Origin of the sequence: Coprococcus sp. AM97-35, assembly GCF_027697525.1 — a bacterium.
GTDB classification, from domain to species: Bacteria; Bacillota; Clostridia; order Lachnospirales; family Lachnospiraceae; genus Allocoprococcus; species Allocoprococcus comes.
Map to the genome: position 1 here is coordinate 1 of NZ_JAQESL010000053.1, position 4,882 is coordinate 4,882.

The window sequence follows — 4,882 nt, forward strand, 5'->3', positions numbered from 1 at the left end:
GCGTACTGTGCAATCCAGAGTCCGTAATTGCCAATATTAGAAAATTTATAGGCTACAGACTGTGAACAGTACAAAAGCGGACGTACACCTGTTTTCTGGTACACATAGTCAAGCCACGATTTACACCATGCAAAGTCAGAGCTACCGAACGCCGGGTTATTCTTCCCCTCCCAGTCAAGGCAGAGAATTGCTTCACCCAAGCGACCGCCAACCTTGTTCAGAAAGTAATCCGCTTCTGCCTGAACGTTGCCACCGTTTGCATAATGGTAAATACCAAGGCACTTTCCAGCATGTCTCGCCTGTGCATAAGCTCTGGCGAAGTCTGTATTTGTGTAGCCTGTTCCCTCCGTTGCCTTAATAATTACAAAATCGTATGGAACCACATTGAGGTCGATTCCACTCTGGTAACTTGCAATATCAATTCCATTCATTGCCATAATACATTCTCCTTCCAAATAAAAAGAGGACGATTATTCGCCCTCTGTTCTTGCTTCTGTATTTAATTCATAGTTACTTTTTTCTTCCGGAAGCTCTTCTGTCATATCTTCCAAAAACTTCTGGATCCATTTCTTCACGCCTGACGGAACCGGCAGACCACATAATGTCATATTCTTCAAAATGCTCACCAACTCATACAAAATAAATAGCAGGCAGAAAAGCTCACAGATTCCAAGCTTGCTGATGCCGAGAACCTTAATGTATGTTTCCGGAACCATAAACAGCACATTTATATGCATGATCACATCCGTAGCCATTAAAAGGCATACCGAGAAGAGCATAGCCGCCTTACGAATTGCTCCATCGATGCCGACGCAGCTATTAAATTTATGCTCCTTGATTGCCCGGAGAACACCCAGAAGCGTGTCCAGCGTCACCGCAATCAGCAGAACCCGAATGAATGAGTTACTTGATAATAAAAACAAAATCTTTTCCATCATATTAATCGTCCTTTCTTAATTTTGCGTACAAAAATAAGACCTCTCGGTCTTGCACGTATTTCCATATAATCACCTCGATTTTTGCATAGAAAAAAGAACGGCAATTCCGTTCTTAATTTTCCGAATGTATATAAGTGTTTATATCTTTCATAAGTTCTTCTGCAATATGTTCTTTTACCTTTTCTCCTTGTTCTTTTGACATCGATTCTGAAATTTTTAATGCTATAGAAACATTTTGAGACAACACTAATTTATTATGATAATCACTCATACTAGCTACCGTTTTATTATATAAATAAAAAAATACTGCTGCAATAAATTCCGTGACTACTCCTGATGCCGTTGTGACATATGCAGGCGTAGTTTTTCCAAAAAACATAGCTACAATACCAATTGCCACGATAATCGCTCCTACTATAGCAACATACACAGTTACAAAGAAACCTTTTTGTGCTTGTTGTCTCGTTTGTAAATAATACTCGTCCAAATATTTATAACTAATCTTTATTAGATTCTGATAAATATCTTCATCCACATTTTTCTTCGCATCTTCAATTCCTAAACCAATAAGTTTCGACTTAAACATTTCTATTTTACATTCATCTAAATATTGTAACATTAAAATTGAAATTACTCCCAAAAACAAAGCAACTAATAAAGCTATTACAATATTTCCAATTGTTATCTCTCTTTGTGATTTCCAATAGCTTGATGTATACCAGTAGTAAAAACACATAGGGCAAAATCCAAGGGCAAACACAACTAAAAATACCAATATTTTCCTTGTTTTATTTTTTTCTTTATTTTCAGCAGCATTTAATAAAGATTTAAGTTCGTTTTCTTTTAATTCACTATATGACATATTTCTCTCCTTCCATCGTCATTATACAACAGAAGGAACGGTCTGCCAAGAATTATGCTCGCTTTTCTGTGTCCGGATACTCCTCTTTATACAGCATCTCATACTCTTCCGCAAAATTTTTTCCTTTCTTCACATATTCAATACTATATCCTTTTACTTTTTCCTGGTACTTCTCCGGAATTGCGTCAAATGTAAGCATTTCTGCAATTGTTTAATCTGTTAATGCCCCACTTTAGCGAATTTCTTCATTGCCAATATCCATCAGATCATTATACTGTTCCTCAGTAATCCTGCCCGTGGCGAAGAAAATGTCAATCTTATTCTTCAGATCTTCTGTCAGACCGTTTCTTTCCTTTAATTTTTTCAGTGTCTTGTATAACATAATCATACCTCCAATTCTGCAAGTGCTACTGCGTACTCACTGTTAACATAGGCTTCTGCTGATTGTATATCCATGTCATAGATATAATCACGATTGTCGTTGAGTTGCTGTTTTACATAGTTCCATCCATTAGCCATGCTAATCGGGTAGTTAAATACTGTATATCCGTCTAACTGGTCTGAATTGACGCTGATGTTTGTTACTGGATAATAGGTTACAAGTTCTTTTAATGCCTGTGTCTGTTCTGGTGTGAGGTCGGTTTCTTGTTGCTCTAATAATTGATAAATCACATCAAAATCAATACTCAGCTCCTTTAATTCTTGCGCGGTATATAATTCATTATTTGGTTTTTTTATATTTTTTATATATAGTGATGTGCCTGATACACATGTTGTCCAATTGCTCCATTTAAATGTTGAAAATATGCACTCTTTACCACCATCTTTACCCGCAGGAGTATCAAGTCTGATAGCTAATCGATATTCTTCATTAATCTCCCCGTTTTTTGTATTAAGTGCTTCACTTCCACACATTCTAACTACTTTTCCACGTTCCACATCCACATAATCCGCAACATACTGCTGACCATCAATCGTTACATTGCCGCCAGATGCTACTGGGATGGCGTTGAGTGTGTAGGGGAGCTGGACGAATTGCTCGGTGTATGGCTCATAAGAGGTAGCGGTTGTGCCAAGTTCTAGCTGAACTTGCAAGCAACCCGTGGCGTTAGCGTCTTCCGGCACAAAGTAGCACCCAACAATGGTGTTGGCATCAACCGAAAAGGTTTTGCTCAGTCTACCGGGTACAACAGTTGCAAGAGTTTTCCAATCGGCATTAACCGCAGATATAGTAACATTTTGAACGTTCTCAAAAGATACTAGTGTTATAGTGTATGTGCCAGGAGATAAAAGGTAGTGTGCGGTCATAGGGTCAATTATCCGAAGATTTACCATACCAATCGGTTTTAGCGCATCAAAAGCCCATCTATTGTATTGTGCATCGTATCGTAGTGCCGTTATATTTTGACCGCAGTTTGTAGGAAGCAGATTCTTCCCCATCACCTTAACTGCGACGCTTCCACTATCTCCAACACTCTTAATCTCTTGCGGATAATCCGGTGATGGGGATGGTTTGCCGCCAACATAAGGCTCATATATTGGTTCATTTCCAATACCTAAGCATATTTTAGATAAATCAAAATCTCCATCAATAAGAATCTGTACATATTTCGCATCAATTGTTAAATCCCTCATCAATGAAGTAGTACCGGAATCAATTCCAAGCCATGTATCTTCTGTTTTATCTTCGTTGAAGAATCTAAAATTACCGCCAATAGCAGGAGTTCCATCTGTAGCCCAAAATACAAACGAACCTTTTGGAATAGAAACTTCTATATATTCTGCAAAGTTAGTATCTGGCGGTAATAAATTTATACCTTTATACTGCTTCTGCTCACTCCGTCCATACAGCATCATATCCATGATTTTCCCATTGTCAGAATCGGCAAGATGAGTTTCGCCCTGATTCGATGCATAGAACTTTGTAATTTTGTTGGATAAATCTTCCTTTAGCGAACCAATATCCTCTTTATTGGTCGCAATCTGCTCCCGATCGGCTGTGAACTCTTCCGCCACTGCCTGCATCTTACCCAGCTGTTCACTTCCAGCTGCCTGAATATCTTGGACTGCTTTCTCGCCAGATGCTGTAAGGTCTGTCTTGAGCTGTGTCCCAGTTTCAATATTCTCACCAAGAGAAGTGTCCAATACACCCGCTTGCTTCACAGTCGCACTCAGAGTTTCCTGAACCGTTCCTGCCGTCTCTGTAGACTCATCTAATGCAGTCTTGGCAGTTCCTGCTTCCCGGATGGACGTATCCAACTCTGTCTTTGCAGTTCCCGCCAGCTCCACCGACTTGTCCAGTGCTGTCTTAGAAGTACCGGCTGTCTCAATAGAATGTTCAAGTTCTTTCTCGGAAACACCAGCATTTATAATGGTCTGTTCAAGTTCTCCCTTGGACTCTGCTGTCTGATTTTTAATCCGTTGGATCTCGCCATCAGTGTGAGTAGTAATCTTTCCTACGGAGGTCTCTTCCTGATTCTGGATAGCTTCGATTGCTTCCCGCTCTTTCTCTCCGACTTTCCTAAGAGCATCTTCCTTGGTCTTTTCTGCTGCAACTGCACTCTCCGATGCACTAGCAGCATACTTACCGGCTTCTGTCGCACTTTCCTTTGCATTCTGCTCTGCCATCTTTGCTCGATCAGCAGATGCATTGACCGCTACTACTGTCTCCCTAAAGAGATCCGGATCCGTCTCTGGATCTTCTGCCGGAGAGGTTGGCTTACTACGTACCCTGACCGGGATTGTAATTTCATATTTGGTGTTTCCTGAAGTCTCATCTGTCAGATAGATATAAGCATAGATCCGGTAATTACTTGTCGCACTGTGTGTCAGTAATTCATCCGGAATCTTTACCTCTGTAACTCCGTCTACCGTCGTGCCGACTCTGGATAATGTCTCTCCTAATTTCTCGTCCAGCGAAAACTGCACTTCCACTGCCGGTGGAAGCTCCGGACCTGTGATCCGGAGCACCTGACCGTAATCATACTGCCATACCCCCAGCGTGGATGCGTATCTGGAATCTAATTTTGCAGATACGATATTGTCCATACTACTGCTCCTCTGTTACCAGATCTTCTGCTCC

Annotated in this window: 6 protein-coding genes; all 6 read right to left on the reverse strand. The window is 40.5% G+C overall.

Annotated elements, in window-relative coordinates; translation table 11 throughout:
• The coding region (locus tag PG840_RS16355) for a GH25 family lysozyme (RefSeq protein WP_270613890.1) at positions 1-437 on the reverse strand (437 nt) is incomplete at its 3' end.
• Between the two features lie 33 nt (positions 438-470).
• Positions 471-938 carry a phage holin family protein gene (locus PG840_RS16360; protein ID WP_330674153.1) on the reverse strand — a complete coding sequence of 156 codons (468 nt, stop codon included), beginning with the start codon at positions 936-938 and terminating at the stop codon, positions 471-473.
• Between the two features lie 112 nt (positions 939-1,050).
• Positions 1,051-1,800 (reverse strand): TRADD-N-associated membrane domain-containing protein, encoded by a 750-nt coding sequence (locus PG840_RS16365; RefSeq protein WP_270613891.1) that lies wholly within the window; start codon positions 1,798-1,800, stop codon positions 1,051-1,053.
• Between the two features lie 52 nt (positions 1,801-1,852).
• Positions 1,853-1,999, reverse strand: a complete 147-nt coding sequence (locus PG840_RS16370; RefSeq protein WP_270613892.1) for a hypothetical protein — start codon at positions 1,997-1,999, stop codon at positions 1,853-1,855.
• A 33-nt stretch (positions 2,000-2,032) separates the two neighbouring features.
• Positions 2,033-2,182, reverse strand: a complete 150-nt coding sequence (locus tag PG840_RS16375) for a hypothetical protein (RefSeq protein ID WP_167531634.1) — start codon at positions 2,180-2,182, stop codon at positions 2,033-2,035.
• A 2-nt stretch (positions 2,183-2,184) separates the two neighbouring features.
• A complete protein-coding gene (locus PG840_RS16380; RefSeq protein ID WP_270613893.1) occupies positions 2,185-4,848 on the reverse strand; it encodes a hypothetical protein in 2,664 nt (887 codons plus the stop codon).
• Between the last annotated feature and the right edge of the window lie 34 nt (positions 4,849-4,882).

What these genes read in the sequence shown, in the direction of transcription:
- PG840_RS16370 (WP_270613892.1), bottom strand. Translation starts at nt 1,999, where the DNA reads ATGCTTACATTTGACGCAATTCCGGAGAAGTACCAGGAAAAAGTAAAA.
- PG840_RS16375 (WP_167531634.1), bottom strand. Translation starts at nt 2,182, where the DNA reads ATGTTATACAAGACACTGAAAAAATTAAAGGAAAGAAACGGTCTGACA.
- PG840_RS16360 (WP_330674153.1), bottom strand. Translation starts at nt 938, where the DNA reads ATGATGGAAAAGATTTTGTTTTTATTATCAAGTAACTCATTCATTCGG.
- PG840_RS16380 (WP_270613893.1), bottom strand. Translation starts at nt 4,848, where the DNA reads ATGGACAATATCGTATCTGCAAAATTAGATTCCAGATACGCATCCACG.
- PG840_RS16365 (WP_270613891.1), bottom strand. Translation starts at nt 1,800, where the DNA reads ATGTCATATAGTGAATTAAAAGAAAACGAACTTAAATCTTTATTAAAT.